The organism is Streptomyces sp. NPDC091371 (genome assembly GCF_040684275.1).
Lineage (GTDB): Bacteria > Actinomycetota > Actinomycetes > Streptomycetales > Streptomycetaceae > Streptomyces.
The window spans coordinates 173,614-199,442 of sequence record NZ_JBFBFP010000002.1 but is presented as its reverse complement, the minus strand read 5'-3'; the positions used below and the strand labels follow the sequence as shown (position 1 = coordinate 199,442).

Annotated in this window: 23 protein-coding genes; 9 read left to right on the top strand and 14 right to left on the bottom strand. The window is 72.6% G+C overall.

Going from position 1 to position 25,829, the window contains the following annotated elements; genetic code table 11:
* Positions 1–8: 8 nt before the first annotated feature.
* From AB0O21_RS03780 to AB0O21_RS03765, 4 genes are all read right to left on the bottom strand, one after another.
* Entirely contained in the window at positions 9–959 is a 951-nt protein-coding gene (locus AB0O21_RS03780) for a hypothetical protein (protein ID WP_365165792.1), read from the bottom strand.
* Positions 960–1,159: 200 nt separating this feature from the next.
* Positions 1,160–3,094 carry a hypothetical protein gene (locus AB0O21_RS03775; RefSeq protein ID WP_365165790.1) on the bottom strand — a complete coding sequence of 645 codons (1,935 nt, stop codon included), beginning with the start codon at positions 3,092–3,094 and terminating at the stop codon, positions 1,160–1,162.
* Entirely contained in the window at positions 3,094–3,663 is a 570-nt protein-coding gene (locus AB0O21_RS03770; protein ID WP_365165788.1) for a TIR domain-containing protein, read from the bottom strand. The genes AB0O21_RS03775 and AB0O21_RS03770 overlap by 1 nt, the downstream gene beginning before the upstream one ends.
* A gap of 246 nt (positions 3,664–3,909) precedes the next feature.
* Positions 3,910–4,611, bottom strand: coding sequence for a DNA-binding protein (locus AB0O21_RS03765; RefSeq protein ID WP_365165786.1), 702 nt, complete (start codon positions 4,609–4,611; stop codon positions 3,910–3,912).
* Positions 4,612–5,433: 822 nt separating this feature from the next.
* On the opposite strand from AB0O21_RS03765, the gene AB0O21_RS03760 reads away from it, so the two are divergent.
* Together AB0O21_RS03760 and AB0O21_RS03755 are read left to right on the top strand one after the other, a co-directional pair.
* Positions 5,434–6,420, top strand: coding sequence for an XdhC family protein (locus AB0O21_RS03760; protein ID WP_365165784.1), 987 nt, complete (start codon positions 5,434–5,436; stop codon positions 6,418–6,420).
* 135 nt (positions 6,421–6,555) lie between these two features.
* On the top strand, positions 6,556–6,951 hold the full coding sequence (locus AB0O21_RS03755; protein ID WP_365165782.1) for a DUF6479 family protein: 396 nt from the start codon (positions 6,556–6,558) through the stop codon (positions 6,949–6,951).
* 39 nt (positions 6,952–6,990) lie between these two features.
* Here the strand turns inward: AB0O21_RS03755 and AB0O21_RS03750 are convergent, their stop codons facing one another.
* On the bottom strand, positions 6,991–7,875 hold the full coding sequence (locus AB0O21_RS03750) for an ATP-dependent DNA ligase (protein WP_365166371.1): 885 nt from the start codon (positions 7,873–7,875) through the stop codon (positions 6,991–6,993).
* Positions 7,875–8,759, bottom strand: coding sequence for a non-homologous end-joining DNA ligase (gene ligD / locus AB0O21_RS03745; RefSeq protein ID WP_365165780.1), 885 nt, complete (start codon positions 8,757–8,759; stop codon positions 7,875–7,877). Before ligD ends, AB0O21_RS03750 begins: the two co-directional genes overlap by 1 nt.
* Positions 8,760–8,799: 40 nt before the next feature.
* Here ligD and AB0O21_RS03740 point away from each other — a divergent pair, with 40 nt between their 5' ends.
* Positions 8,800–9,882, top strand: a complete 1,083-nt coding sequence (locus tag AB0O21_RS03740; RefSeq protein ID WP_365165778.1) for a Ku protein — start codon at positions 8,800–8,802, stop codon at positions 9,880–9,882.
* Between the two features lie 230 nt (positions 9,883–10,112).
* Here AB0O21_RS03740 and AB0O21_RS03735 read toward each other — a convergent pair whose 3' ends face one another.
* On the bottom strand, positions 10,113–10,916 hold the full coding sequence (locus AB0O21_RS03735) for a nuclease-related domain-containing protein (RefSeq protein WP_365165776.1): 804 nt from the start codon (positions 10,914–10,916) through the stop codon (positions 10,113–10,115).
* Positions 10,917–11,113: 197 nt separating this feature from the next.
* Here AB0O21_RS03735 and AB0O21_RS03730 point away from each other — a divergent pair, with 197 nt between their 5' ends.
* The 3 genes from AB0O21_RS03730 to AB0O21_RS03720 all read left to right on the top strand — a co-directional run bounded on the left by AB0O21_RS03730 (position 11,114) and on the right by AB0O21_RS03720 (position 13,898).
* Positions 11,114–11,722 (top strand): hypothetical protein, encoded by a 609-nt coding sequence (locus tag AB0O21_RS03730; protein ID WP_365165774.1) that lies wholly within the window; start codon positions 11,114–11,116, stop codon positions 11,720–11,722.
* Between the two features lie 125 nt (positions 11,723–11,847).
* Positions 11,848–12,651, top strand: a complete 804-nt coding sequence (locus tag AB0O21_RS03725; protein ID WP_365165772.1) for a hypothetical protein — start codon at positions 11,848–11,850, stop codon at positions 12,649–12,651.
* Entirely contained in the window at positions 12,648–13,898 is a 1,251-nt protein-coding gene (locus AB0O21_RS03720; RefSeq protein ID WP_365165770.1) for a HAMP domain-containing sensor histidine kinase, read from the top strand. The genes AB0O21_RS03725 and AB0O21_RS03720 overlap by 4 nt, the downstream gene beginning before the upstream one ends.
* Positions 13,899–14,244: 346 nt before the next feature.
* On the opposite strand, the gene AB0O21_RS03715 is transcribed toward AB0O21_RS03720, so the two are convergent.
* From AB0O21_RS03715 to AB0O21_RS03705, 3 genes are read right to left on the bottom strand one after another with little or no spacing between them, the layout of a single operon-like run.
* On the bottom strand, positions 14,245–14,511 hold the full coding sequence (locus AB0O21_RS03715; RefSeq protein ID WP_365165768.1) for a hypothetical protein: 267 nt from the start codon (positions 14,509–14,511) through the stop codon (positions 14,245–14,247).
* A 10-nt stretch (positions 14,512–14,521) separates the two neighbouring features.
* Positions 14,522–15,247 carry a helix-turn-helix domain-containing protein gene (locus tag AB0O21_RS03710; protein ID WP_365165766.1) on the bottom strand — a complete coding sequence of 242 codons (726 nt, stop codon included), beginning with the start codon at positions 15,245–15,247 and terminating at the stop codon, positions 14,522–14,524.
* Positions 15,248–15,282: 35 nt separating this feature from the next.
* Entirely contained in the window at positions 15,283–16,212 is a 930-nt protein-coding gene (locus AB0O21_RS03705; RefSeq protein WP_365165764.1) for a diiron oxygenase, read from the bottom strand.
* Between the two features lie 166 nt (positions 16,213–16,378).
* On the opposite strand from AB0O21_RS03705, the gene AB0O21_RS03700 reads away from it, so the two are divergent.
* Positions 16,379–17,488, top strand: coding sequence for a ferritin-like domain-containing protein (locus AB0O21_RS03700; protein WP_365165762.1), 1,110 nt, complete (start codon positions 16,379–16,381; stop codon positions 17,486–17,488).
* Between the two features lie 322 nt (positions 17,489–17,810).
* Here AB0O21_RS03700 and nadE read toward each other — a convergent pair whose 3' ends face one another.
* The 3 genes from nadE to AB0O21_RS03685 all read right to left on the bottom strand — a co-directional run bounded on the left by nadE (position 17,811) and on the right by AB0O21_RS03685 (position 21,975).
* The gene (nadE, locus tag AB0O21_RS03695; RefSeq protein WP_365165759.1) at positions 17,811–18,650 is read right to left on the bottom strand and encodes an ammonia-dependent NAD(+) synthetase; all 840 of its coding nucleotides are present in this window, start codon (positions 18,648–18,650) and stop codon (positions 17,811–17,813) included.
* A gap of 305 nt (positions 18,651–18,955) precedes the next feature.
* Positions 18,956–20,416, bottom strand: coding sequence for a penicillin-binding transpeptidase domain-containing protein (locus AB0O21_RS03690; RefSeq protein ID WP_365165757.1), 1,461 nt, complete (start codon positions 20,414–20,416; stop codon positions 18,956–18,958).
* A gap of 188 nt (positions 20,417–20,604) precedes the next feature.
* Positions 20,605–21,975: an FtsW/RodA/SpoVE family cell cycle protein gene (locus AB0O21_RS03685; RefSeq protein ID WP_365165755.1), complete on the bottom strand. Its 1,371-nt coding sequence runs from the start codon at positions 21,973–21,975 to the stop codon at positions 20,605–20,607.
* Between the two features lie 107 nt (positions 21,976–22,082).
* On the opposite strand from AB0O21_RS03685, the gene AB0O21_RS03680 reads away from it, so the two are divergent.
* Together AB0O21_RS03680 and AB0O21_RS03675 are read left to right on the top strand one after the other, a co-directional pair.
* On the top strand, positions 22,083–22,517 hold the full coding sequence (locus AB0O21_RS03680; protein ID WP_365165753.1) for a DUF6325 family protein: 435 nt from the start codon (positions 22,083–22,085) through the stop codon (positions 22,515–22,517).
* Entirely contained in the window at positions 22,517–22,927 is a 411-nt protein-coding gene (locus tag AB0O21_RS03675) for a hypothetical protein (protein ID WP_365165751.1), read from the top strand. Before AB0O21_RS03680 ends, AB0O21_RS03675 begins: the two co-directional genes overlap by 1 nt.
* Before the next feature lie 399 nt (positions 22,928–23,326).
* Here AB0O21_RS03675 and AB0O21_RS03670 read toward each other — a convergent pair whose 3' ends face one another.
* Positions 23,327–25,711, bottom strand: a complete 2,385-nt coding sequence (locus tag AB0O21_RS03670; RefSeq protein WP_365165748.1) for a tetratricopeptide repeat protein — start codon at positions 25,709–25,711, stop codon at positions 23,327–23,329.
* Between the last annotated feature and the right edge of the window lie 118 nt (positions 25,712–25,829).

Below are 25,829 nucleotides of genomic sequence, written 5' to 3'. Positions count from 1 at the left end.
ATCGTAGATCACTGTGTGGACCATCCGTGGACGAATCCAGTCGTCCGCCCGCCTCGTTCAGCTCTGACCTGCCAACCCGCGACTTCGCGAAGGGGTCCCCGCTGCTTACGGCTACGGTGCCGCCGGGTCGGCGGCCCAGGCCGGGGCTTCGGGTTCGGGGGCGGCCGACTTCGGGTGGGGTCGTCCGTGGGGGATTCCGGCCAGAGTTGGCGGCGGATGCGGTCGGCGTCTTCCCGGCGGTCGGCCGCCGCCAGCCAGAGCAACAGACGGTGTAGGAACGCCGAGCGCTCAGCGGACGGCTCAGCCAGACCGAGGCCGTCCAAGAGCTGTTCCATGCGGGCCACGGTGTCCAGGGGTTCGTCGTGGGGGTGGTCTCGGGGCAGGGTGTCCTCCGGCCGGGAGGTGGGGCCGGGGTGCGGCAGGCCTTCGACCAGGTGCCGGAACAGCTCCGCCACCTCGGTGTTGTTCGCTGCGGCGGAAAGCTGGGCGAGGGGGCCGAGGAGGTCCACGGCCCCCTCGATGTCATGGTCGTGGCGGGCGAGCCACCAGACGACCGCGCTGCCCGGGGTTTCCAAGATCTCGTCCGCGAGGTATCTCCGCTTGCTCCGCTCGTACTGGCGCTCCTGCTCCCACGTGTCCTCCTCCTTCCGGAGGCCCGCGAGCTTCCGCAACCGGTCGCGGTCCTCGGGAGCGAGGGTCAGCATCACATCCGTGACCATCACGACCAGCGTGGCCGTGTCGTCCAGGGTGTGGGTGCCCAGCTTTTCCTCCAGCGTGTACTGAACGGACCCGTAGCGCTCCGGGTGTTCGCGCCGCGTCAGCTCCTGCGTCCTCCTGAGCACGCTGGCTGCCGCCAGCCCGGCCCTGTTTCCGTGCGGTACGTCGCCCTCCGTTACGGCCGGCCGCCACGACACCGAGGCGGAGAAGAGGAAGTCGTAGTCGGGCAGCATGCTGGGCACGGCCACTCTGTCCAGGTACACCTCCTGGAACGGGGCCTCGGCCGACCGCTCCGGCGGGGCCGGTGCCGTGGCCCGGAATGCTTCCTCCTAGCGGGCACGGGAACGGTCACGAAGGCGGGCGCGTTCGACTCGCTTTATGAGGACGAGACCGACTGCGGCGGCGAGGGCCGCCCCGAGGAAACTCCAGAGGATGTAGGTGTTCACTGGGTGCCTCCTGACACCGATGGTGCGAAGACGTCGTCCGCCGCGAGGCCCTGGGCCGCGTCGATCTGCTGCCAGAGCCAGGTCGCCGTGGGCTGCCGTTCCGGTCGGTTCCTCGCCCAGTCACATGTGATCGCGTACAGCTGGTTGCTGTGGCGGTCGCTGCCGGAGACGGCGTTCACAAGAACGTCGAGCGCGGGCTCGCGCCGGGCGCCGGGGGCGGGCGTGAACGCGGTCAGCCAGGCCCGGGCCGGTGGCGACCAGTAGTCCGGTGTGCTGTGGTCCATGGCAGCGCGCCACACGCCGGTCAGTTCCCGCCATGGCAGGGGCGGAGGCGGATCGCTCTCCGCGAGGAGGCCGAGGAGCAGTTCGAGGTTGCCGAGTGCCCGGGGGCCGGCCTGGGCCGGTGCCGCGATCCGGCTGATCAGGAAACGACGCAGTCCCACGTCGGCACGTACGAGTTCGAACAGTGCGTCACGGGCGTCCGCGCCGTGACGGGCGAGGTGGTGGAGCCGGACGACTGCCTGGTGAGGGTGGGTCACGGACATCATGCCCCGGCAGACCCCGGTCAGGAGCCGGAAGAGGCCGCGTGGAAGTTCCGGCGCCGTGGCCCAGACGCGGATCTTCTGCCGGATCGCCCTGCCGTGGCGCTCGTCGCTGAGCCCCAGTTCCAGGGCGGCTGTCGCCTCCCCCAGTAGGGAGGGTTGGAGGTTCCCGGCCCATTGCTCGGCCACGTCCAGGAGGTCGTCGGGGCGGCCGGCCGCGAGGACCTGCTCGGTGAAGCGCGAAACGAGGTCAGCTCGGTCGTCCCGGGTGAGGTCGTCGAGAGTGATGGTCTGCTCGATCCAGTTGCAGAGCGCTCCTCGCAGGGCGGGGAAGCTCAGCCAGAAGTGCCGGCGGACCGCCGCGTCGTACTCCAGGTGCTCGAAGGCGATCAGCCCCTCCCGGTCCCTGCGGATGCCCAGTGACTTCAGCTGGTCGAGCAGGTCGCCGCCGGCCAGGCCGGGCGGGTCCTCGACGCTGTGTCCGAGTTCTTCCAGCAGTGCGTTACGGCTGTGGAAGACCGCGTCGGCCGAGGCGCCGTGCAGCATCGCGGCTGCCAGCAGCAGCCCGCGTTCCTCGGCGGTCTCAAGGGACGCGACCTGCTGCGCCGCCTCGGCCGCCCGGTCGGTGACGGCCGCCAGCGCCTCCTCGCACCACGCATCGAACTCCGTGCCGTGCCGGCCGCCGTCCCTGGCCCGCACGACCGTCTCGCAGAAGCGCGCCAGCTCTCGCATGGGGACGTCGGTGATGAACGCCGCCAGCGCTGGGGGGCGCAGTTGGTCCGCTTCGCAGTCGATTCCGGCCACGCGCAGGCCGAGGCGGACCACCGCAATGGGCAGGGGTCGCTCCAATCGGACGGTCAGGCAGCCGAACTGGGGGTCCAGGAGGTGGTCGAGTCCGGTCGGCAGCACGACGACGAGCCGGGCCTTGGCCTGCTCAACGGCGGCTCGGTGGTACGCGAGGGTCTCCTGGGCCTCGGGGTAGTAGTCATAGGCGGTGCCGGAGAGATCGAGGAGGAAGCGGTCGTGAGGGCCGGCGTCCAAGCGCCCTTCGGGTTTGTCCGCCGTCAGCTGCTCGAAGCGGCCCTTCTCCCCGGGGCCGGTGTCCGTCGCCTCGTGAAGGAGCATGGTCGCGGCGGCGCTCCGGCCGATGCCCGGCGGCCCCTGGAGCAGGACGACCGCTCCCGGTGCTTCGAGCCGGCCGGCCGCCTCCCCGTAATGGCCAGGGTGCACGAAGCGCCTCCGCAGTTCCGCGCGCCGGTCCCGCACGATGTGCAGGCCGTCCCGGCCTTGCCCGGGCGGCTGGAAGCCCACGTACACGTGCTGCGATCCGGAACCGTGGTGTGACGGGCCCGAGCCGCCCAAGACGAAGCTGTGGGAGTCTCCCGGCATCACTCTTCGTCCTTGCGGCGCCCGGCGCTGTCGGTGGTCTGGCGCATGCGGCCGGAGTTGTCGCCCGCCACGTAGTTCACCCCCATGCCGTCACCGGAGAAGGACGGGGCATTGTGCTGAGCCCCGGAACCGGTGTGCACCGGTCCGGTGGGCTCGTTGACGAACGTCCCGACGTTCCCGTTGACATTGCCGATGCCGCGCACATCGCCGGCCTGCATGCGGACGGAAGGGGCCCCGCCCTGCGCTGGTTCCGTGTCGGACGACGGCGGCGTCTTGTCCACAGCTGCCAGTTGGGGAACGAGGTCGGCGAGATCGTCGCCGAGTCGTGTCAGGTCGATTTCGGCGCACCGGTGGTCGAATCTGCGGTACTGGCGGTCTGCCAGTCCCTCCAAGTCGCGGGGCAGCGTGCTCCGGTCGAGCCGTGTCGCGCGGCCCACGAGGACCGGGATGACGTGGGCGCCGCTCTCGAAGCCTTCCAGGATCTCGCGCCGCGTCCAGTCCTCGGGGTCTTGGAGGGCAGGGCGGCCGTCTCGGGTGGTGGCGTCCGCCCACCGGGAGCCGATCACCACAAGCAGGACCCTGCAGCGGCGCACGGCCGTGAGCAGTTGCTGGGGAAACGCCTGTCCGGGGCGGATGGACTTTGCCGGCGCGAAAGACCCGGTCGGTTCCGAATCGGCCGGACCAATCGCGTTCGATGAGGGTCGCGGTCGCTTCCTCGTCTCCGGTGCGCTAATTGACGAAGATTTCGGGCATGACGGAATTCCTCTCCTGGCATCAAAGGTGCGGGGAAGGGTGCTCGGGCGGGTTGGCCCGTTTCAGATCCGGGCGGGTTTCAGGGCCCACGCCAAGGCAGGCTGGAGGTCGCGTACGGCGCGATTGACTCGAAAGCGTCCCAGCTCGTCGGCGAGGCGCCGGATGTCACTCCGTACGGTTGCCGACGGGGCGGCGACGCTGACGTCGAGCAGCTCCCGGGCAATGGCACAGGCGTGTTCGATCTCGCCGGCCGCGGCATGGGCGAGGGCCCGCCGGAATCCGTATCGCGTCCGAGTCCTCAGCGCGTTCGGGGGAATCCTGAGGAATTCCCGGTCCAGTACTTGAGCGGCTTCCCGCGGACTGCCGAGGTCATGCAGGCACCAGCCCGTGACCATGGCCGCCGGGTCGGCCAGGTTCGTCGTCCCGATGACTGGACCTGGTTCGGCCTCTTCAGCTGCTGAGACGAAACAGCGCCGGGCCCGCTCCAGGGCCCGCATACAGGCGAGTTCGTCACCGGCGAGGGCATGTCCCTGAGCTTCGCGCTGTGCGGCCAGACCTCTGATCCTGGGCGGCACAAGCCCGTTCGACTGCGCTTGGGCGGCGAGACCGACCGTGGCGACCGCGTCGCCGTCGTAGAACGTGACGAGCGCGCGCCGGACCAGGGCGTACGCGGCGAGGTGCCGGTCACCGCCCGCCTGGGCCAGCAGTACGGCGTCCGCCGTCCAGGAAAGCGCGGCCCGGGTGTTCCCTGCTTCCTGGGCCATCCAGCCGGCGAACTCGGCGAAGCGTGAGGCGAGGAGCAGCAGCGGCAGCCTGTTGTGGGGGGGGAGAGCCCCTGGAGACGAGTCCGACGACGGCCCGCGTCTGGGACTCCAGCAGGGGCAGCAGCAGGGCTGGGTCGGAGCATTGGCCGAGCGCACGCGACTGGTCGAGTTGCGCGACGAGTGCGTCCGGCAGGGCGGTCCCGGTCGGGGCCATCGCGCTTCCCGGCCTCTTGAGGGTCCTGCCGAGCAGCGAGGTGACGCCCGATTCGAGGATGTGCCGCCGGTCGAGCTCCCATTGGCGGGCACCCGGCTCTGGAGTGGCATCGGGGCCCGCGGCCGTATCCGGCCGCTGCCCCGGCGATAAGGGTTCGGCCAGTTTCCGCAGCGCGCCACCGGCTCGGAGGAATCGGTCGACACGGTGAATAAGTTCGGCCGACGGCTGTCCCCGCCGTTGTTCCACCTTTTTCGGGCGATGTTTCCATCGGAGCCAACTCCCAAAAGTCGTCCCGCTCTTGGAGATCGATTCAGAGGAGAGTGTGACACGCGCTCCGGAATTGCGGGCGCGATCCACGAGGTTTCCTGTTGCCAGAACTGAAGGCGACGTTCCGGCCGGGCGCCGGTCACCCTCTGTGCTCGTCCTGCGTTCGGGCCGCATTCCCGGGCGGAGTCTCCGGTGGTCTGTACGAGGGAGGTGGGGTGCGGTCTGTGGGTTTGGGGGGTGGGTGGGGGTGGGGGGTGTGCCTAGGGTGGACGGCGAGGCCGCAACGTGCCGTTGACCTGGTGCTTTGCGGGGAGAGCTCGCATGAGGATGGGGCGACGCGGATGCGTGATCTGGTGGAGACGGCGCGGCAGTGGGTGGCCGAGGGGCGGGCCGGGTATCTGGCGCGGCCCGTGACCGAGCAGGGGTTCGGGCCGCGGGATCCGGGTGGGGCCGTGCTCGTCGATGCTCGGGGGGAGTGCGCCGGCAGTCTTTACCAGGGCGTTTTCGATGCCGAGCTCGTTGCCGAGGCCGGGGCCATGGGGGCCGGGCAGACCGCGCGGGTGTGCGAGGTGTCCGTGCGCGGGGCCGAGGCCGAGGAGGCGGGGCTGACGTGCGGCGGGCAGGCCGAGGTGCTGCTGCAGCCGTTGAGCGCGATCCCGGGCGAGTGGTGGGAGCTGCTCGGGAGGGGCGTTGGGGTGGCCCTGGTGACCCGGCTGAACGAGGACGCCGATCAGGCCGTGAGCGAGGTGGTCCGGGCCGACGCCGCGGCCGAGGATGACGCCTCGCGGCGGGCCGGGGAGCTGCTGGCCACGCGGCGGGCCGGGCGGGACGCGCTCTACGGGGACTCCGGGCTGGTGCTGGTGGAGGCGTACCCGTCGGCTCCGTACGTGGTCATCGGCGGCGGGGGCGAGCTGGCCGGGCTCATCGAACGGCAGGCCCTGCTGCTGGGCTGGGAAGCCGTGCTGGTGGAGGGCGCGGAGGAGGCCCGGAAGGTGATCGGAGCGCGGCGGGACTCCGCGTGCGTGGTCATGCTGAGCCACGACGAGGCGTTCGACGTGCCGACGCTGCGGTTCGCGCTGGCCGAGCAAGTTCCGTACATCGGGGCGCTCGGGTCGCGGCGTACGACGACGCGCCGGCGGGAGGGCTTGCTCGCCGCCGGGGTGAGCGAGGCCCAACTGGTGCTGGTTCACGGGCCGATCGGGCTGGACCTGGGTGCGCGGACGCCGGCTGAGACGTCGCTGGCGATCTGCGCCGAGATCCTGAGCGTGCTCGGGGCGCGCACCGGCGCGGGTGCGCTGCGGGATGCCGAGGGGCCCATAAACAGCTGACGCGCGGCACCAGGGGGGTGCCCGTGTGCGGGCCCGTGTGCGTGGCCGCGTGTGGGCGGTGGGTGATCTTGGGTGGGGGCCTCGCGGCATCACCGGGTAGCGCATATCGGAGTGAAGTGCGGGAAAATGGTCGGTATGGACACGATCCTGAGCGTGGATGCGATCGTCACCGACATCGCGTGGTTCCTGGTCGTCGGCCTGGCCGTCGTCGGCCTGCTGCTCGGCGGGTTCAAGCTGGGCCAGCGGGTCCGGGCCAAGGAGCCGCCACCCCCGGCGGCCGACGAACAGCCGCACCTGCCCAATGGTGGGGCGGTCTACGAGGTCCGCGAGGAGCGGGACCCCGTGGAGATCCCCGAGGGCGGGCTGCGGCCGCATGAGATGCAGGGCTACGGGAACTTCGGCTCCACCACCTCCAGCCATCCGGAAGACGTCCGCAAGGAACGCGAGTCCGGGTTCAAGCGCCCCGAGGGGCCGGGCCCGCACCCGCAGCCCGGGGCTCCCCCGGACGCCGGGCGGGGCGCCCACGCCTGATGCGCCACTCCCCCCTCTGACCCGCGCCTCCCTCGCGGGTCAGAGGTCTGTTCGCAGCCGGAGCACCTCCGGGGGCGGGTGGCGGGTCGAGGTGTGGCGGACTTCGGCCGTGAGGGGCGGGTCGAGGGGGTGGAAGGGGACCTCGCCGACGCCGATCGCCGTGATGGTGGGCCAGGGGCCGCGAGGGTGCGTGCGGGAGGCCAGTTCCGCCGCCAGGGCGGCGCGGAGGGCCGAGGTCAGGGGGCTGGAGACGAGGGGGGTCTCGTCGCCCACGGGGAGGACCAGCACCAGGGCCTGCGGGCGGCGCGGAGTGCCCGTGTAGCCGACCACGGCCGCGTCGCGGACGTCCGTGTGCCGCAGCTTCTGCCAGCCGCGCCGGCCGGCCGGGTAGGGCTGGTCCAGGCGTTTGACGACCAGGCCCTCGATACCGCTGGCCGGGAGGGTCTCGTACCAGGTGGCGGCCAGCTCCGGGTCCGTGGTCATGGGGACCGGCTGGAGGGGCGGGCCGAGGGGGAGCAGGAGGTCCACGAGGAGCGCGCGGCGGCGTTCGTAGGGGCGGGGGCGCAGGTCGAGGCCGGCCAGTTCGAGGACGTCGAAGGCCGCGTACGAGGCCGGCAGGCTCTGCGCGAGGACGGCCGCCCGGGCGGCGGTGGCCGCCGCGCGCCGCTGGACGAGGGCGAAGTCCGTACGGCCCGCGTGCCAGACCACCACCTCGCCGTCCAGGACCGTCCCGGCGGGGAGTTGGCGGGCGGCCGCGGCCAGGTCGGGGAAGGCGCTGGTCACGATGCGGCCCGAGCGGGCCTGGAGCGCCACGCCGTCCTCCGTGCGCAGGACGAGGAGGCGGTGGCCGTCGAACTTCGGCTCGTACGCCAGACCCGCCCCGCGCGGCAGGGTCCGTACGGCCGCCGCCAGCGCGACGCGGATCACGGCAGTCGCCCCGCCAGGCCGGGGTCGGTCAGGGGGGCGAAGAGGTCGCCGTGGCGGGCCAGGCGCGGCGGGATGTCGTCGGCCAGGAAGACCAGGTCGTCGGGGGTCCGGCAGGCCTCGACCTCCTCCCAGGAGACGGGCGCGGACACGGTCGGCCGGGCTCTGGCGCGCAGGGTGTAGGGGGCCGCGGTGGTCTTGGCGGCGGCGTTCTGGCTGTGGTCGACGAAGACCTTCCCGGGGCGCAGGGCCTTGGCCATGCGGTGCACGACGAGGTCGGGGAGGGCGCGCTCCGCTTCCTGGGCGAGGAGTTTGGCGTACGAGGAGACCTGCGCGGACGGGGTCGGCTCCAGGGGGGTGGAGACGTGCAGGCCCTTGGAACCGGAGGTCTTGGCATAGGCGCGCAGGCCGTCGGCGGCCAGGCGGTCGCGCAGCCAGAGGGCGGCTGCGCAGCATTCGACGACGGTGGCGGGCGGGCCCGGGTCCAGGTCGAGGATCAGGCGGTCCGCGACGGCGGGGCTGCCGGCCGGCCACTGGGGGGTGTGGAACTCGACGACCAGGTTGGCGGCCCACATGAGGGAGGGCATGTCCGAGACGACCACCTGTTCGGCGGTGGGCTCGTCGGAGCGCGGCACCGGGGCGGTCTTCACCCAGTCGGGCGTGCCGGGCGGAGGGTTCTTGGTGAAGAAGATCTGGCCTTCCGGGCCGTCCGGATAGCGGAGGAAGGACACCGGGCGGTTGTGGACGTGGGCGAGGAAGGTCTGCGAGATGGAGGCGTAGTAGTGCAGCACCTCGCCCTTGGTGAAGCCGGTCTCGGGATAGATGACCTTGTCGAGATTGCTGAGCGCGATGCGACGGCCCTCCACCAATGTGATCGGCGTCATACGATGAGACTGCCACGAAACAGGAGGAAGCGGGCGAGCGATGCGATCCATATGGAACGGGGCGATTTCCTTCGGCTTGGTCAGCATCCCGATCAAGCTCGTGAACGCCACCGAGAGCCACTCGATCTCCTTCCGACAGATCCACCTGAGCGACGGTGGGCGCGTGCGCTACCGCAAGGTGTGCGAGCTCGACGGGGAGGAAGTGCCGACTGAGGAGATCGGCAAGGGTTACGAGGAGGCCGACGGGTCGATCGTCCCGATCACGGAGGAGGACTTGGCGCGGTTGCCGCTCGCCACCGCCAAGACCATCGAGATCATGTCGTTCGTGCCGGCGGAGGAGATCGATCCGCTGCAGATGGACGCGGCGTACTACCTGGCGGCGAACGGGGCGACGGCGGCGAAGCCGTACACGCTGCTGCGGGAGGCGCTGAAGCGGAGCCGGAAGGTCGCGATCGCCAAGTACGCGCTGCGGGGGCGGGAACGGCTGGGGATGCTGCGGGTGGTGGGCGATGTGATCGCCATGCACGGGCTGTTGTGGCCGGACGAGATCCGGGCGCCGGAGGGGGTGGCGCCGGAGGCGTCGGTGTCGGTGCGGGAGGCCGAACTGGATTTGGCGGATGCGTTGATGGCCACGCTGGGGGAGGTCGAGCTCGGCTCGCTGAAGGACGAGTACCGGGAGGCCGTCGAGGAGATGATCGCGGCCAAGGCGGGCGGGGCGTTCGAGCCGTCGGAGGCGGTGGTGGAACCGGCCGGCGGGCAGGTGATCGACCTGATGGCGGCGCTGGAGAAGAGCGTGCGGGCGGCGAAGGCGTCTCGGGGGGAGGGCGGGGGCTCTCCCGAGGGGGAGGCGGCGGAGGTCACTCCGATCCGGCGGAAGCGGGCGGGTGCGGCTGCGGCTGCGGCTGCGGCTGCGCCGAAGGCGGTTGGGGGGAAGAAGTCGACTGCGGCTTCGGCCAAGAAGACGGCGGCGGCGAAGAAGTCGACCGCAGCGACGGGTACGGGTACGGGCAAGGCCGCGGCCAAGTCGACTGCCGCCAAGTCGACTTCGGGCACGGCGTCAGCCAAGAAGACGGCTGCGGCCGCGAAGAAGACGGCTACGCCGCGGAAGCGGACCTCCGCCTGAGCCCGGGGGCGCGGCGGGCGGGGTAGGCCTGCGGCGCCTTCCCCCACCCCGCCCCTTCCCGTAACTGGGGCTCCGCCCCAGACCCCGCTCCTCAAACGCCGGAGGGGCTGGGGTTAGCCGGGCGGGACCGGACGGGGACGGGTGGGCGGTGGGGCGTCCCCACAGGGCGTCGAACACGACCACCCTCGGCCCTCCGGCCCCTGGAAACGTCCGGCCCCGGCTGGAACGCCCTAGCCGGCCAGCCAGGTTCCGGCGTCGCGGGCCAGGGCGTACAGGGCTTCCACGTCCGGGGGTTTGAGGGTGGTCGGGGCGCCCTTGAGGGTGGCGGGGGCGGTCAGGGGTTGGAGGATCTGGAGGTCTCGGACCGTGGGGGCCACGTCGATGCGGGAGGCCTCCACCACCGCCAGGGCCGGGGTCACCTGGGCCGCCAGGGCTCGGGTGGCGCGGGCCGCCGCGCGGCGGGTCCAGCGGGGGTCCGGGCGGGGTTCCGCACGGCCCACCGTGAGGAGGAGGTCGCCGACCGCCGCGCGCTGGCGGCGGCCCGGCGCGGTGCGGACGCAGAAGACGCCCGCCGGGCCGATGAGGAGGTGGTCGATACGGCCCAGGCCGGGGAGCGGGACGCAGTGCAGGGTCCGCCAGCCGTCCGGTTCCAGGGCCTCCAGTACGTCGCCCATCCGCTGCTGGGCCGCCAGGTCCTGGCGGAGGCGGTGCCGGGCCCTGGTGCCCGCCGGGCCGTGTTCCAGCTCGCCCAGCAGGGTCTCCCCCGGGCGGTTCGGGGCGAGGTCCGCGTCCGGCGGGAGGGCGAGCCTCCGCAGGTCGGCCGCCGTGGGGACCGGGGGCGGGCCTATGGAGACCGTGCCGCTCAGGTAGGGGCGGAGGGCCGCGAGGATCGCCTCCCGCTGGTCGTCCGCCAGGACGCTGATGCGGTTCGCCTGGCGGTCGTACCAGGCCACCGCCTGCCCGTCGGGCAAGTTGACGTACAGTCTCCCGCGGCCGGCCCGGCCGACCGATGGCAGTACCTTGAGTGGCGACATCGCCCTCACCCCCCGGCGTCCATGGGAGCAGCCCCCGCGGCGCACGGCAATCCCCCGGATGTGTCTGTGTAACGACTCCGACGGAACCTTGCGACTCCGCTGTTACAAGAACGGGGCTCCGCCGCAACGGCCGGCCCTTAGGTTTGTCCCGCCTGGAGATGCCAGGCCCTGACCCTGACCAGCACCGAAGGACTCCCGTGAGCACCGTCCGCCGCCGCACTCTCGTTCGCGCCGCCGCCGTGACCGCATGCGCCGGAAGTCTGCTGGCACTGCCCACGGCCGCCGCGCTCGCCGAAGGGGTCCCCGCGGCCTCCTCCGCGCACTCCGCCGCCCCGCAGCGCACCCTCGTCAAGACCCTGGCCCTCGCGGACGGGGTGTCCACGGCGAAGGTCTACCGGGTCGCGAAGGACGCCTACCAGGCCGACATCCTGGCCGCCGACGGCCGCCGGGCCACCACCCTGACCAGCCGCGACGGCGTCACCGGTGTCGGCGGTGCCGGGGAGCTGCACGCCTCGCTGGCCTCCGACGGGCGGCTGACCTCCTGGGTCGGCGACGCCCCCGCGCAGGGCGGCCACGCCGTCGCGTACAAGACCGGGACCCGTACCGGGCAGGTCGTCCCCGTGGCGGCGGCCGCCGCGAAGACGGAGCCCGAGAGCACCGGGTCCGCCGACGCGCGGCGGCTGGGCACCCTGGCAGACGGGCCGGGTGAGGGCGTGCTGCTGCTCGCCGCCGGCGGCGGGATCGCGGCCGTCGGCGCCGCCGGGCTGGGCTTCGCGATGCTGCGCCGCGGGCGTACGGACGGCTGACATACGGGCGGCGGACGGGCTACGGATCACTGACGGACGTAACCGCCGTGCGCAAAAAGGGTGTAGCTCCGCATAAGGTTGACGCGACCGGCTGGCGTGGCGCGGGCAGGAGGGCGCGGAGTTCTGTGAACAGCTTTCCACTGCGTGCGGCCGCCGTCGCCTGCGCCCTGGGCGCGCTCGCGCTGCTCCCCCTGCTGGCGGGCTGCGGCGACACGGGCGGGCTGTCCGCGGCCGGAGCCACGCCGACCGCGCACGGGCCCGTACACCTGTGGCCGGAGCGCAAGGGCGCGTCCGTACCGCCCGCCGATCCCGGTGGCGCCCCGCCCGAGTACGTCAAGGGGATCCCGCCGGTCAAGGACCAGGACGTGCACGCCGTCGACCCGCTGGCCCTCGTCCAGGCTGAGCTTCGGGCCCGCCCGTACGCGGACGTCGGCCCCGACGGGATGCCCCGGCAGACGGCCGCCGCGATCCTCGCGTGCCCGCAGGACGGGGAGGACGGCCAGGGCGACACGGAATGCCCGGTGCTGAAGCCGTACTACCGGGACCTCACGGGCAACGGCAAGGACGAGCTGATCATCGGCATCGAGCTCGGCACCGGCCCGGACGCCCCCGAGAGGGAGATGTCCGTACGGGTGTACACGGCGGACCCCGACGGACGGCTCAACCGGATCATGGCGACCACGCAGAGCGTGATCACGGTGGAACTGGCCGGGCGGGACGTGGTCCTGCGCGTGCCCAGCGGGAACAACGGCTACGAGCTGATCACCGCCTGGTCCTGGGACGAGAAGCAGCTCACGATGCTGCCGACGCGCGAGCAGATCGTACGGGTCCCGGTGAATCCGCAGGCCCCGAGCGGCAAGCCGCGCTCCCCCCGTCCCGCGGGCCCCGGCTCGGGTGCCGGTACCGGTCCCGGCACCGGCTCGCCGTGAAGGTCCGGCTGCCCGCCTGGACGGCCACGCTGACCTGGAAGGCGGCGTGCTTCATCGTCGTGATGTGCTGCACGCTGGCGGCCCTGCTGGGCGCCCTCGTGCACGTGGAGGTGACCCGGCAGACGGTCGCCACGGCCCGGGAGAAGGCGCTCGGCAAACTGCACGACGTCTCGCGCGCCTACGAGGCCGGCGAGGCCCTGCCGCCCGGTTCCGGGCTGGACCCCGCGGGGCTGCCGCCGAAGCTGCGGAACCTGGCCGTCGCAGGACGCCGGGGCACGATGGTCGCGAACCGCGACGGCCGCCCGACGATGTGGGCGGCGGCCCCGGCGGACGGACGGGCGCTGGCCACCGCCATCGACTACGAACAGAGCGCGCGCACGATCAACGGGCTGGACAACGCGATCATCGGCTCATCGGTGCTCGCGATCGGCGGAACCCTGCTGGTCGGCGCCTTCGCGGTGACCCGGGTGACGCGGCGGCTGCACCAGACGGCGACCGTGGCCCGCCGGATCACCCAGGGCGACCTCGACGCCCGGGTGGGCGACCCGCGCACCGAGGACCCCTCGCGGCACCAGGACGAGGTGTCGACCGTCGCCGGGGCGCTGGACACGATGGCGGGGAGCCTGCAGACGAAGCTGGAGAGCGAGCGGCGTTTCACGGCGGACGTGGCGCACGAGCTGCGGACCCCGCTGACGGGTCTGCAGGCGGCGTCGGAGCTGCTGCCGGACGGCCGGCCGACGGAGCTGGTACGCGAGCGCGTGCGCACGATGCGCCAGCTGACGGAGGACCTCCTGGAGATCTCCCGGCTGGACTCGGGCAGCGAGGTGGTGGAGACCGACCTGCACCAGCTGGGCCGGCTGGCACGGCGCGTGGTCCGGGCGTCGGGGACGGACACGGAGGTGGTCGTGGTCCGGGACGCGCACGTCGAGACCGACCGGCGGCGGCTGGAGCGGGTGCTGGGCAACCTGGTGGCCAACGCGCACAGGCACGGGCGGCCGCCGGTGGTCCTGACGGTGGACGGGCCGGTGGTGACCGTACGGGACCACGGGGACGGGTTCCCCGACTACCTGATGGAGCACGGGCCGCAGCGCTTCCGGAGCGGCGGGGGCAAGGGGCACGGGCTGGGGCTGACGATCGCGGTGGGCCAGGCCGAGGCGATTGGCGCGCGGCTGTCGTTCGTGCGGGCGGAGGGCGGTGGCGCGCGTGCGGTGCTCACGCTGCCGGATGCGGGTGGCTTGGCGGAGTAGGGCCCCGCGCCTCAAACGCCGGCGGGGCTGAGGTCTGCCGGTTCCGACGGGGTCGGGTGTGTGTCGGGGCGTCCCCGCAGGGCGTCGAACACAACCACGCTCGGCCCTCCGACCCCTGGAAACGTTCGACGCCCGAGGAGACGCGCCGGCGCGCGCCCGGCCCCGGCGGGGCCCCCGTCTCGTGCGGGCCGCTGCGCGGGGCCTTCCCCCACCCCGCCCCTTCCCGAAACTGGGGCTCCGCCCCAGACCCCGGTCCTCAAACGCCGGACGGGCTGAAAGGGCGCCTCAAACGCCGGCGGGGCTGGGTGGGGGCGCCTCGAACGCCGCCGGGGCTGGGTGGCGGCGCTCAGCCCCGCGGCTGCTTCGTCCACGGCCAACGGGGCTTCGGCTTCACGCCCGTCGGGCGGTAGGCGTACTTCCAGCCCTTCTGGAGGCCCAGCCGCTTGGAGTAGCCCGACGGGACCCGCTCGTACAGCAGCACCGTCGGCGGGCCGTCCGGGTTCGGGACCGGGATCTCGTACCACTTCGGCGGGTGGCCGGTGGGGCCCAGCAGGATCGGGAGGACCCGGCCGTCCATCGGGCCGCCCTCGAAGGGGGTCGGTTGGCTTCTCACGCCACCAGTGTCACAGGAGGTGGGCGGCCTCGGAGACCACCGGGATGACCCGCCGGGCCAGGACGCCGACCGGGCCGTCGGCGGATTCGAGGGCGAGGGCGGCCCGCGCGGCGGCCGCCGTTTCGGGGTCGGTGGCCGCGGTGGCCGTCAGGAGGGCGACGAACTGGTCGACCAGCCAGTCCCGCAGCGACTCGACCTCGGGCTGCTTGCCCTCGTCGATCCAGATGAGGGAGGCCGCCTCGACGGCCGTGATCCACGTACGGACCATCATCCGCAGCCGGGGCCCGGGGGTGGGAACGGAGAGGTGGACGAGGATCTGCTCGGCCGCCGCCCGGCGGATGCCGTCGACCGTGGCCGTCGTACGGGAGGTGGAGACGACGCTTCCGCCCTGGAGAAGGGCCGCGAAGCCGGCGTCGTGTTCGTCGACGAAGGCGAGGTAGCGGTCCAGGGCCCGGGAGAGCCGCTGGGTGAGGGGGCCTTGCTGCGGTTCGGCGAAGCAGAGTTCGAGTATGTCGGCCGCCGAGCGCAGGGCGGCCTCGTACAGCTGCTGCTTGCCGCCCGGGAAGTAGCGGTAGACGAGCGGGCGCGAGACGCCCGCGGCCTCGGCGACGTCGTCGAGCGAGACCTCCTCCGGCGCCCGGTGCGCGAACAGCGAGAGGGCGGCGTCGAGGAGTTGGGCTCGCCGCTCCTCGACGCTCAGCCTGCGGTAGGCGCGTTCGGTCCGTACGGTCGTCATGCCCGCAGGGTAGACGACGCCCCGGAGGACCGGTCTTACGCGAGGAGGCCCGAGCTCTTCCACAGCCGGCGGCCGACCCCGCGCATGACGCCGATGTCGTCGAGGAAGTCGGTGAGCCGCTTGGCTCCGGTCTGCATGACCTCGCGGCGGTGGCCGCTCGCCCTGACCTGGGCGACGGCTTCGCGCCGGTCGAGGCCGATGTTGTCGTAGACGGCCGGGTTCACGAAGGCCACCGAGAACACGCGGGCGGCCTCGCCGCAGCTGACCCGGGTGAGTTCCCGCTCCCAGCGCGGGGCGGTCAGCATCTGGCGGCGCAGTTCCTCGCGGGCGTAGCGGACGTGCCGGGCCTCTTCGATGACGTGGATCCGGGTGACTCCGCGCACGAGGGGCTGGACGCGCTCGTCCGGGAAGGTCAGGCGCTGCATCCAGTCGAGGATCTCCTCGCCGAGGAGGGTGCAGGCGAAGGAGCCGGGGGTGGTGGAGACCGTCTTCAGGATCCGGGCGAGGTTGTGGTTGAGGCGGGTGACCGGGTACTCGGGGGCGCCGCCCTTCTGGATCATGCGGGCGAACATCATCGAGTGGCGGCACTCGTCGGCGATCTCGGTGAGCGCGTAGCGGACGTGGTTGCTGGTCAGGGACTTGTCGTAGATGTGCCGGACCAGCAGCTGCATGAGGATGATCTCGAACCAGATGCCGAGCGAGCCGAGCGCCGCCGCCTCGTGGCGGGAGAGGTCGATGCGCTGCTCCTCCCCCATCTTCTTCCAGAGCGGGGTGTCGTAGAGGGAGAGCAGCTCGGGCGGCCAGTAGTACTTGCCCTCGATCGTGGGGGCGTCCCAGTCGAGTTCCTTGTCGGGGTCGAAGGAGTGCTTCGCCGAGGATTCGAGCAGCCGCTCGGCGATCTGTTCGCGGTCCTTGAGCAGGCCGAGGGCGTCCCTCAGCTCGGCTCGGTGGGTCACCGTCGTCATGGCTTCGGACACCTCATGGTTGGGTTACCGGCGGTCACCGCTTATGAGACTGCCTGTCAGCAAGACCGTCAATCCCTCGCGCGCGACTTGTTGACCGCGCGTCTACCAACGTGTGACGCTGCCAACTGTCCAGTCCTGCAAGCCAGTAGGTGACAAGGGGGCGTCAGTGTCGACGCACGAGCTCTACACCAAGGACCCGGGCGAGGGCGTGTGGCAGGTCCCCTCCTCCGGCTCGGCCCGCTTCAGCTGGGAGTACGACGGGGGCCGCGAACGCCTCCTCGCGCTCTACCAGAAGGGCAAGGACAAGCAGTGGGACGGCGCCAAGCGCATCGACTGGGACATCGAGGTGGACCCGTACGATCCGCTGGGCACCCCGGACGAGGTGCTGACCCTGTACGGGACCCGGCACTGGGCCAAGCTCACCGAGAAGGACAAGGGCGAGCTGCGCCGGCACTACGCCGCCTGGAACTTCAGCCAGTTCCTGCACGGCGAGCAGGGCGCGATGGTGTGCGCGGCACGCATCGTGGAGTCGGTGCCGGACCTGGACGCGAAGTTCTACTCGGCCACCCAGACCATGGACGAGGCCCGGCACGCCGAGATCTTCGGGCGCTTCCTGCACGAGAAGGTCGGGATGCTGTACCCGATCAACGACAGCCTCCAGGGGCTGCTCGGCGACACCCTGCGCGACTCCCGCTGGGACATGCCGTACCTGGGCATGCAGGTGCTCATCGAGGGGCTGGCGCTGGCCGCGTTCGGCATGATCCGCGACACGACGGACAAGCCGCTGCCGAAGCAGATCCTGGCGTACGTGATGCAGGACGAGGCCCGCCACGTGGCCTTCGGGCGGATGGCGCTGCGGGACTACTACAAGCAGCTGACGGACGCCGAACTGCGCGAGCGCGAGGAGTTCGTGATCGAGGGCTGCTACCTGATGCGGGACCGGCTGCGCGGGGTGGAGGTGCTGGAGAACTTCGGCATCCCGAGGAAGGAGGCCGAGGAGTACAGCGAGCAGTCCGAGTTCCTGCACCTGTTCCGCAAGCTGCTCTTCAGCCGGATCGTGCCGTGCGTGAAGGACATCGGGCTGTGGGGCGAGCGGCTGCAGAAGGCTTACCTGGACATGGGCGTCTTCGAGATGGGCGATTCGAACCTCGACCTGCTGATGAGCCAGGACGAGGAGATCGCCGAGGCCCTCGACCGCGAGCGGTTCGCGGCCGAGGAGTCGGAGCGGGTGGCGGAGGTACGGGAGGCCATCGCGGAGGGGGCCGACGCCGGCTAGTGCTGTGGCCGCGCAGCCCGTACCCCCGCGCCACCGGGGCCGGGTGTGCGGCGGGGCGCCCCCGCAGGGCGTCGAACACAACCACGCTCGGCCCTCCGGCCCCTGGAAACGTTCGACGCCCGAGGAGGTGCCCCGCCGCGCGCCCGGCCCCGGCGGCCCCTGCCCCTCGGGGCGCGGGGGTGGGCCGCTGCGCGGAGCTGCTCCCCGCCCCGCCCTTCCACCGTTCCCCGGGCTCCGCCCGGACCCTCCCCCAGACTCCGTCCGGGGGTACCCCCGTCCTCAAACGCCGGACGGGCTGAATGGTGCGGCCCAGCGGCCGGCGCTACGGCGCGATCGGGAGCTGGCGCTTGTGCTCGGTGAGCCGGTAGCGGCGGGCGATGATCTCGAAGGCGCGCCCGTCCACCGGCTTGCCCTCCAGGAAGTCGTCGATGTCGTCGTACGTGACGCCCAGCGCGTCCTCGTCGGCCTTGCCCGGGTCGAGGGTCTCCAGGTCGGCCGTCGGGACCTTCCACACCAGCTCGGCGGGGGCGCCCAGGGCGTCCGCGACGGCGCGCACCCGGCGCTTGGTCAGGCCGGTCAGCGGGACGAGGTCGGCGGCGCCGTCGCCGAACTTGGTGAAGAAGCCGGAGACCGCCTCGGCGGCGTGGTCGGTGCCGACGACCAGGCCGTCGTGCGCGCCGGCCACCGCGTACTGCGCGATCATGCGCTGGCGGGCCTTGATGTTGCCCTGGACGAAGTCCTGGTGGTGCGCGTCCCGGAAGGTCACCCCGGCGGCGAGCGAGGCCGCGAGGGCGGCGTCGCTCGCCGGCTTCACGTCGACGGTGAGGACCTGGTCGGCGCGGATGAAGGAGAGGGCGAGCTGCGCGTCCTTCTCGTCCGCCTGGACCCCGTACGGCAGGCGCATCGCGTAGAAGGCGGCCTCGTGCCCGGCCGCGCGGGCCCGCTCCACCGCGAGCTGGCAGAGCCGCCCGGCGGTGGTGGAGTCGACGCCGCCGCTGATGCCGAGGACGAGGGAGCGCAGGCCGGTCGAGGTGAGCCGCTCGGTGAGGAAGGCCACCCGGCGCTCGATCTCGCGCTCCGCGTCGAAGATCTCGCTCACCAGGAGGTCCCGGGCGATCTCCTGCTGCAGTGCGGTGGACGCGGGGGACGCGGGCTCGCTCACGGCTGCTCCTCGGGGTCGTGCGCGGGGTCATGCGCGCGGGGTTATTGCGGCTGGCCGCCTCCGAAACCCTAGTCGACGGCCCGGGGGCCGGTCCCCGGGAGGAGGTGCCGATGCCGACGTACGGGGCGGTTCCGACGGGGACGGCTGTGCGGTGGGGCGTCCCCGCAGGGCGTCGAACGCAACCACGCTCGGCCCTCCGACCCCTGGAAACGTTCGACGCCCGGGGAGACGCCCCGGCGCGCGCCCGGCCCCGTCCGGGCCGGCCCGGCCCACTCCCCGGCGCCCGCGGGCGGCCACCCGCATTCTCAGCGGGCGGACAGCGCCGCCTCCATCACCGCCCGCGCGATCGGGGCGGCGGCCAGGTTGCCGCTGATCTCGCCGCGGTCCGCCGACGCGTCCTCGACCACCACCGCCACCGCGACCGCCGGCAGCGGCGCGCCCTCGGCCTTCGCCCAGGAGATGAACCACGCGTACGGGGTTCCCGCGTTGCCGACGCCGTGCTGCGCGGTGCCGGTCTTGCCGCCGACGACCGCGCCCGGGATCGCCGCGTTCCGGCCCGTGCCGTCCTCCACCACCTTCACCATCAGCTGCTGCAGCCGCATGGCGGTCGCCGGGTTCATGGCCCGGCCCAGGCTGCGCGACCCGCCGCGGCGGACCTGGTCCCCGTCGTCCTGCGTGGTCCGCTCCACCAGGTACGGGGAGTTCAGCTCGCCGCCGTTGGCGACGGCCGCCGCCACCATCGCCATCTGCAGTGGGGTGGCCTTGGTGTTGAACTGCCCGATGGAGGAGAGGGCGAGCTGGTCCTGGCTCATGTCGGTGTCGAAGTTCGAACGCGAGACCCAGGAGGGCACGCGCAGCCCGTCGTCGTTGAAGCCGAACCGTTCCGCCGCCTCCACCATCCCGCGCAGACCGACTCGCACGCCGATCTTCGCCATCACCGTGTTGCAGGACCACTGCACGGCGTCCGCCATCGAGGCGTCCTGGCAGCCCGTGCCCGCGTTCGGGAGGAGGGTGCTGGTGCCGGGGAGGGGGTACGGGTCGGGGGTCTCGGTCGGGGCGTCGACGTCCGTGACGACGCCCGCGTCGAGGGCGGCGGCCGCCGTCACGATCTTGAAGGTGGAGCCGGGAGGGTACGTCTCGCGCAGCGCCCGGTTGAGCATCGGCTTGGCGGGGTCCGCGTTCAGCCGCGTCCAGGCGTCCTTGACCCGGGCGCCCGTACCGGAGAGCAGGGCCGGGTCGTACGAGGGGCTGCTGACCAGCGCGAGGATCTTCCCCGTGGCCGGCTCGACGGCCGCGACGGCGCCGCGCTTGCCCGCGAGCCCCGTGTACGCGGCCAGCTGCATGGAGGCGCGGATCGTGGTGAGCGCGTTCCCCCCGGCGGGGCGGCCGCGCGAGAGGTCGTACCAGAGGGGGAAGGCGGAGAGCCCGGAGTCGGTGCCCGAGAGGATCCCGTCCTCGGCGCGCTCCACGAAGCTGGTCCCGTACGTCTGGGAGGAGAAGCCGGTGACAGGGGCGTAGAGCGGGCCGTTCTTGTACGTGCGCTCGTAGCGGAGGAGTTGGCCGCTGTCGCGGGAGCCGGTGATCGGGCGGCCGTCGACGAGGATGTCGCCGCGGGGCTCGGCGTAGCGCTCGATGACGGGGCGCTTGTTGGCCGGGTTCGCGCCGTAGGCGGCGGATTCCCAGACCTGGACGCGGGCGACGTTGACCAGCAGGGCGACGAGCAGGGCCGCGCAGAAGTAGGCGCACCAGCGGATGTAGCGGATCACTGGGCTGTTGCCTCCTGTGCCGGGCGCGGTCTGCGGGTGTAGCGGATCACGGGGCCGTCTCCTGCGCCGGGGCGCCGTCCGCGGACGTAGCGGATCACTGGGCCGTCTCCTGCGCCGGGCGCGGTCGGCGGGTGTAGCGGATCACTGGGCCGTCTCCTGCGCCGGGCGCGGTCGGCGGGTGTAGCGGATCACTGGGCCGTCTCCTGCGCCGGGCGCGGTCGGCGGGCGCTGTCGCTCAGGCGGATCAGCAGGGCCACGATGATCCAGTTGGTGACCACCGAGGAGCCGCCCTGGGCGAGGAAGGGCATGGCCATGCCGGTCAGCGGGATCAGCCCGGTGACGCCGCCGGCGATGACGAAGACCTGGAGCGCGACGATCGAGGAGAGCCCGGTGGCGAGCAGCCGGCCGAAGGGGTCGCGCAGCGCGAGCCCGGCGCGGAAGCCGCGGGCGACGAGGAGTCCGTAGAGGAGCAGGATCGCGGCGAGGCCGACGAGGCCGAGCTCCTCGCCGGCGGTGGCGAGGATGAAGTCCGATTTGGCCGCGAAGCCGATGAGGAAGGACTGCCCGTGGCCGAGGCCCGCTCCGAGCAGGCCGCCGGCGCCGAAGGCGAAGAGGGACTGTGCGAGCTGGCCGGGCCCCTCGCCGCGGTCGATGGAGGCGAAAGGATTCAGCCAGTCGTCGACGCGGCTGTTCACGTGCGGCTCGAAGGTCCCGACGGCGTACGCGCCGAGGCCGGCGAGGAGCAGGCCGATGGCGATCCAGCCGATCCTGCCGGTGGCGGTGAACAGCATGATCACGAAGAGGCCGAAGAAGAGGAGGGACGTGCCGAGGTCGCGTTCCAGGACGAGTACGCCGACGCTCAGCAGCCAGATCGCGAGGATCGGGCCGAGGACGCGGCCGGGGAGCAGCCGCAGCTTCCAGAAGAGGCGGCGGCCGGTGAGGGCGAGGGCGGTGCGGTTCGCGGCGAGGTACGCGGCGAAGAACACGGCGAGCAGGATCTTGGCGAACTCCCCCGGCTGGAAGGAGAGTCCGGCGAAGCGGATCCAGATGTGCGCGCCGTTGACCGCCGGGAAGAAGACCGGGACGAGCATCAGGGCGAGGGCGGCGGCGACGGAGAGGTACGCGTAGCGCTGGAGCACGCGGTGGTCGCGGAGCAGTGTGATGACGAGGATGAAGAGGGTCATCCCGAGGGCCGACCACCGGAGTTGGTCCCCGGCGGCGAGGTGGGCGGGGGTGGTCGCGTCGAGCCGCTGGATGAGGACGAGGCCGAGGCCGTTGAGCAGGACCGCGATGGGGAGCACGAGGGGATCGGCGTACGGGGCCCGCAGGCGGACGGCGAGGTGCGCGAGCAGGGCGGCCCCGGCGAGGCCGCCGGCGTAGCGGGTGGCGGGGGCGGGGATGCGGCCGGTGGTCGCGAGGCCGACGTAGAGGTAGCCGAGGACGGAGATCAGGACGGCTCCGGCGAGGAGCGCCAGCTCGACCCCGCGCCGCTTCGGGGCTCCGGCGTCGGGGGGTGGGGGCGGGGCGGGCTCCGCCACCTGTGCCGTCAGAGCGGTCATACACCGAAACGTAGCAAGCAAATGGATGCTATGTCCGTTTATGTCATAGTGTGCCGAAGAGTCGTCAGAAACGGTCAGGTCGGCGGGGGCGGGAGCGGAGGAAGCTCATGGGGCCCGTGGAGTTCATCGTCCTCGCCTTCCCGGAGGAACAGCTTCGGGTGCCCGCGGTCGAGGCCGTGATGGGGCTGCGCAAGACGGGAGTGGTCCGGCTCATCGACGGACTCGTCGCGACGAGGACGGCGGCGGGGGAAGTCCTCGCGGCGGAGTTCGACGAGTTCGTCGAACTCCAGGGCCTGCTCACGGGTCGGGAGGCGGCCCGGCTGATCGGCCCGGAGGACGTACGGGAGGCCGCGGAGCTGCTCGAACGCGGCAGCTGTGCGCTGCTGCTGCTGGTCGAGCATGTCTGGGCCGAGGACGCGGCGATCGCCGTACGGGCGGCGGGCGGGCGGATCGCGGGGTCGGTGCGGATTCCGGCGGACCGGGTGGCGGGTGACCCGGCTGACCCGGCTCACCCGGCTCACCCCCAGGTGGAGGCTTCCTGATGTTCATCCGTCCGGTGGGAGTGACGGTGCGGTCGGCGGACCGGCCCGCGGGGCACCCCCTGCTGCGGGGGCTGCTGGCACAGGCAACGGGGACGGGGACTGGCACGGTGGACGTGGACGGGCCGCGCCACGGGGTGCGCTGGAGGACGACCGGGCCGATCGAGCCGGAGGTGGTTCCGGAGGTGGAGGCGGAGGAGGTGCGGGAGGTGGTGCCGGAGGTGGGGGCCGCTGCCCCGCTGGTGGAGGAGGAGAGGTCGGAGCCCGCCCCGGTAGCGGAGCCGGCTCACCCGGAGGGCGCCCCGGCGGACGCGCTGGTGGCGGCACTGACCCAACTGGCCGCCTTGGCTCGGGAGGGGCTGCTGACCCCGCAGGAGTTCACGACGGCCAAGGCGCGGCTGCTGCGGGGGTGACGGCCGGGCGGAATCAGGGAGGGCGCGGGGGGTTTCCCGTCAGTCCCATGGTCCTTCCGTGTCGGGCCGGCCTGTAAAGGGCGCTCACTTCGTTCGCGTCGCTTCGCGATGGCCTTCGGCCACCCTTGACAGGCCGTCCCGCCACGGAAAGACAAGAGACTGCCGGGAAACCCCCAAAAGAACGGGCCGGGCGGAAAGAGGACGGACGGGCCGGTCAGGGATGTCCGACCCCCCGAGGCGAGGGGGCACGCCCCGCCTCGGGCCCTCCCAGGCCGGTTCCCGGACCCGGCAGGCGGCCACCTGCCGACAAACCTCGACCACAAGGAGCTCAGGGCCGGTGGGCGCGTCAAATCGCTACGCGCTCCTCCATGACGGCGTCTGCGGGCTGTTCGGGGCTGGTCATGGCAGTTCGGCCGTGGAGGCGGCGCGGTGCTCGGAGGCCGCGGCCGGGTCGGTCGTGGCGAGCAGGGCTGCCATCCCCTGGTGGGCCAGCGCTTCCTCGTGCCGGTATCCCAGCTTCGGGGCCAGCTCCAGTGCCTGGCGGTGCAGCCGGAGGGCTTCCTCGGGCAGGCCGGCGAGGCGGCAGGTCTCGGCGTAGGCGTTGAGGAAGCGGATCTTCCAGTGCTCCTCGAAGAGCGCGTCCAGGAGGGCGAACGCCTCGCGGTGCGCGGCGAGCGCCTCTTCGTAGCGACCCATCTGGCGCAGTGCGACGCCGAGGCAGTTGAGGGACCAGGCCTCGTTGTTCATGTGGCCGTCCTCGCGGGCCAGCGTCAGCGCGCGGTTCAGGTGGGCCGTGGCCTCGTCGGGCGCTTCGGTGGCGACGGCCACGCCGAGGGTGATCCGGGCGGTCAGGGTGGGCGGCCAGGCCGGGTCCGGATGGGGGATGTCCAGTACCTCCCGGGCGCGCTGTGCGGCCTGGTCTCGGTGACCCAGTTGCAGGAGCGACCAGGCCTCCGACGCGGCGGCGTGGGCGGCGCCCGTGGGGCAGTCGGCCTCCTCGTACAGCTTCGCGGCCAGCCGGAAGAACTCCAGCGGCTCCTCGGTCCGCCCCTCGTCCCAGCTGAGATAGCCACGCCGCATGGCCAGCTCGGCCTCGACCCGCGCGTCCCCCGCGAGCCCGGCCGCCTCGTAGGCGGCGGCGGCCTCGGCCATCCTGCCCGCGTTGTACCGGGCGAAGCCCAGATCGCTGTGGGCTTCGGCCAGTTGCAGGGGGTCGCCGAGGCGTTGGGCGGCGGTGAGTGCGCGTTCGAAGAGGAAGTTCAGGTGCGTGGTGCCGCAGCGGCGGGCGAAGTACGCGCGCAGGAACCGCGGCAGCTCGCAGACGTGCACGTCGGCGCCTACGGCGTCCGCCGTCTCGAAGGCGGCGATCATGTTCTCGTACTCCGTCGTGAGCCAGCCGATGGCCGCGTACTTGTCGCCGAACTGCGGCAGTGCGGTTGGGGGTTGGCCAGCCAGCGGGGAACGGCTGGGGGCCAGGACGGGCATCGCCGCGTCGGCGGCGGCCGCAGCGTGGACGTAGAAGTCGAGGAAGCGGCCCAGTGCCCGTTCACGGTCGGTCGGGGTGTCCTGCTCCTCGCATGCCCGGCGGGCGTGCTGGTGCACCAGGTCGTGCAGCCGGTAGCGGTCCGCCGTCGGCTGCTGGACCAGGTGCGCGTCGAGCAGGTCCTCCAGCAGCGCGCGGGCGCTGCCCAGCGGCAGGTCCGCGAGGGCCGCCACCAGGTACTCGTCGAAGGTCCCCCCGGGCAGCAGCCCCAGCAGGCGGTACAGGCGGGCCTGGGGCCGGTCCAGTTGCCGGACGGACATGGCGAGCGCGGCGTCGAGCTCGCCCGTGCCCTGCGAGAGGCGCTCGGCGAGGACGCCCACGGTCCAGCCCGGCCGGTGCCGTAGCCGGGCCGCGGCCAGGCGCAGGGCGAGGGGGAGGTGGCCGCACAGGCGCAGCACCTCGGCGGCGGATTCCGGGTCCTGGGACAGGCGGGTGTCCGCGCCGCTCGCGCGGGTCAGCAGCTCCGCGCTCTCCTCGGTGCTCAGGACATCCAGCGAGACCGGGGGCACCTCGTCCAGGCCCAGCAGCCGGTTGCGGCTCGTGATCAGGACGACGGAGGGGCCGGCGCCGGGGAGCACCGGACGTACCTGCTCGGCGTCGGCGGCGTTGTCGAGCACCACGACGGCCCGCCGCTGGGCCAGCTCCGCGCGCCAGCAGGCGGCCAGCTGCTCCAGACCCTCCTGCGGGACCCGCTCGGACGGCACGTCCAGCGCGCCGAGCAGCATCCGCAGCACGGAGTCCGGATCCATCGGCTCGCGCCCCTCGGTGAACCCGTGGAGGTCCACGTACAGCTGGGCGTCCGGGTAGTCGGCGGCGAGCCGGTGCGCCGCGTGCACCGCCAGACAGGTCTTGCCGACCCCGGCCATGCCGTCGACGGCGACGATCCGGTCGCTGTCCACCGCAGCGAGCACCGCGGCGAGTTGGGCCTCGCGTCCGGTGAAGTCGGGCACGTCGCGCGGCAGGTCGTTCCTGGGCTTCGGCTGAACCTGGCGGCTGGCCTTCGGCGGCGCCGGCAACGGGTTCGAGGAGCGTTCCCACAAGGGGCGCAGCGGACGGGGGTCACGCTTCACGAGCCGGCACAGGGCGACCACGGCGGGCCAGGGCGGCACGGTCTGTCCGCTGAGGTAGCGCGAGAGCGACGAGGAGCTCAGTCCCGCGTCCCGGGCGAGGGCGCGTACGCCTAATCCGGACAGCTCCTGCAGCGCCCTCAGCCGGCCCGCCAGCTCGTCCTGTTGTCCCACGGCCACCCCCGCCTTCCCCGTCCCGCCCGACCGCAAGTATTTCCGGCCGGTTCTCCGCTGGTCAATGGTGTTCCGGCTGTCCCACGGTGTCCCACCTCCATCGCTCCGAACCCCGCGA

Bases quoted from the DNA above. Each gene is read 5' to 3' on its own strand.
- AB0O21_RS03775 (WP_365165790.1), bottom strand. From the start codon at position 3,094: ATGCCGGGAGACTCCCACAGCTTCGTCTTGGGCGGCTCGGGCCCGTCA.
- AB0O21_RS03765 (WP_365165786.1), bottom strand. From the start codon at position 4,611: ATGGCCCAGGAAGCAGGGAACACCCGGGCCGCGCTTTCCTGGACGGCG.
- AB0O21_RS03760 (WP_365165784.1), top strand. From the start codon at position 5,434: ATGCGTGATCTGGTGGAGACGGCGCGGCAGTGGGTGGCCGAGGGGCGG.
- AB0O21_RS03755 (WP_365165782.1), top strand. From the start codon at position 6,556: ATGGACACGATCCTGAGCGTGGATGCGATCGTCACCGACATCGCGTGG.
- ligD (WP_365165780.1), bottom strand. From the start codon at position 8,759: ATGACGCCGATCACATTGGTGGAGGGCCGTCGCATCGCGCTCAGCAAT.
- AB0O21_RS03740 (WP_365165778.1), top strand. From the start codon at position 8,800: ATGCGATCCATATGGAACGGGGCGATTTCCTTCGGCTTGGTCAGCATC.
- AB0O21_RS03735 (WP_365165776.1), bottom strand. From the start codon at position 10,916: ATGTCGCCACTCAAGGTACTGCCATCGGTCGGCCGGGCCGGCCGCGGG.
- AB0O21_RS03710 (WP_365165766.1), bottom strand. From the start codon at position 15,247: ATGACGACCGTACGGACCGAACGCGCCTACCGCAGGCTGAGCGTCGAG.
- AB0O21_RS03705 (WP_365165764.1), bottom strand. From the start codon at position 16,212: ATGACGACGGTGACCCACCGAGCCGAGCTGAGGGACGCCCTCGGCCTG.
- AB0O21_RS03685 (WP_365165755.1), bottom strand. From the start codon at position 21,975: ATGACCGCTCTGACGGCACAGGTGGCGGAGCCCGCCCCGCCCCCACCC.
- AB0O21_RS03680 (WP_365165753.1), top strand. From the start codon at position 22,083: ATGGGGCCCGTGGAGTTCATCGTCCTCGCCTTCCCGGAGGAACAGCTT.
- AB0O21_RS03675 (WP_365165751.1), top strand. From the start codon at position 22,517: ATGTTCATCCGTCCGGTGGGAGTGACGGTGCGGTCGGCGGACCGGCCC.